The sequence below is a fragment of the Oceanospirillum maris DSM 6286 genome, from assembly GCF_000422865.1.
Classification (GTDB): Bacteria; Pseudomonadota; Gammaproteobacteria; order Pseudomonadales; family Halomonadaceae; genus Oceanospirillum; species Oceanospirillum maris.
In genome coordinates this window covers 1-1341 of sequence record NZ_KE383941.1, presented here as the reverse complement: position 1 = coordinate 1341, position 1341 = coordinate 1, and the positions used below count along the sequence as shown (strand labels likewise).

The following is a 1341-nucleotide window of genomic DNA, read 5'->3' as shown; positions in this document are numbered from 1 at the left end:
ACATAGGCCATGCAGGTTAACAGTGCCTGCTCATCCAGCAGCGCCTGACTTTTAAATCGCCCCTCCCAGAAGCGCCCCGTACAGCCATCTTCTTCATTGGATTTTCGGGCGATATACTCATTCAGGCAGCGCATAAACCAGCTGATGTCCATCAGACGCTGCCGCCAGTCTTCAATAATTTCAGCCGCTTTTTTCCGCTCAGCATTACTGGTGCACTCGTTTTTCTGATAACGCTCAATCAGCAGTGGAGCCTTAAACAGCAGCAACCAACGGCGAATGACCTCATCCTCAGTCCAAGACTCGGCCTCAGCCTGATTGATATAAAGCACCAGATGGTAATGATTGGACATAATGGCGTAAGCGCACACATCTACGGCGAACATCTGATCCAAAGTGGTTAAACGATCCAGAATCCATTGGCGGCGGTGTTCGTAGGACTGGCCAGAAAAAGTGTCTTCACCGCATAAGAATGCCCGCCGAACACAGCGGGCGATACAGTGGTAATACGGGGTATCAGCGGTGCTGATCTGCTCATTGCGGGCACGGGTCATGGTGTGATCCTCCATAATGTCACCAGTGCTTTTAAATGTAGATCAGGTAGCGAATTTTGGTAGGGTCAAATATGGGTGTCCCAGTTTTTCCCTGTACTTTGGTTTTGCTTCTCAGGCTGAAGCGGTTCAGCCTTTTATTGGTGCTGATATTGCCGAAGACCGGTTCGACAACGGACATCCGGTGGCTGTCGATTTGTTTGCCGTGGGGGCTGTCGACGCGATGTTTCATCTTACAGCCATCAATGGCAAAGAGTTCATGGCCTAAAAGGCCCTGCTGATCACAGATTAACAGCACCTGTTCAAACAGATCTTCGATGGCTTGGGGCTGACTACTGACACTGGGGCGTGTCGATGCGCTATCAGCTCTTTAAAACCAGCCAGTATTTACGAGGTTGGATTAATTATTTTGGTATCGCCAATTGCTATCAACTTTGTATGGATCTAGATCATTGGATTCGACGCAGAGTTAGAATGGCTTACTGGCGACAATGGCGAAAGCCTCGTACTAAAGTAAGAAACTTAATGAGACTAGGTGTTCGCGTTCAAGCTGCGGTAGCTTGCGGCATTACGAGTACCAAAAGTAGGCGCCACTAGGCGAAGGCCCATGGCGCAGCTCTAAAACTCTGGGGATTAATCAGGCATTATCAAATGCTTATTTAAAAACCGAAGGATTATATTCGTTACGCGATGGATGGATTAAGCTTCACCATTCTAAGTGAAACGCCCTGTGCGGATCCGCATGCAGGGTGTTGTGGGGGCTGGAGGCTAGATACCTCCGGCTACCCGATTA

General features: G+C 49.1%; 2 protein-coding genes and 1 pseudogene. 1 reads left to right on the top strand and 2 read right to left on the bottom strand.

Annotation, left to right across the window (positions count from 1 at the left end; genetic code table 11):
* A partial coding sequence (locus G517_RS20825; RefSeq protein ID WP_028305402.1) for a transposase occupies window positions 1-551 on the bottom strand: 551 nt, incomplete at its 3' end.
* An 85-nt stretch (window positions 552-636) separates the two neighbouring features.
* Window positions 637-867 (bottom strand): annotated as a pseudogene (locus tag G517_RS21420) (transposase); the annotation flags it as partial.
* Window positions 868-902: 35 nt separating this feature from the next.
* Here G517_RS21420 and G517_RS20595 point away from each other — a divergent pair.
* Window positions 903-1145 (top strand): group II intron maturase-specific domain-containing protein, encoded by a 243-nt coding sequence (locus G517_RS20595; RefSeq protein WP_245543283.1) that lies wholly within the window; start codon window positions 903-905, stop codon window positions 1143-1145.
* Window positions 1146-1341 lie beyond the last annotated feature (196 nt).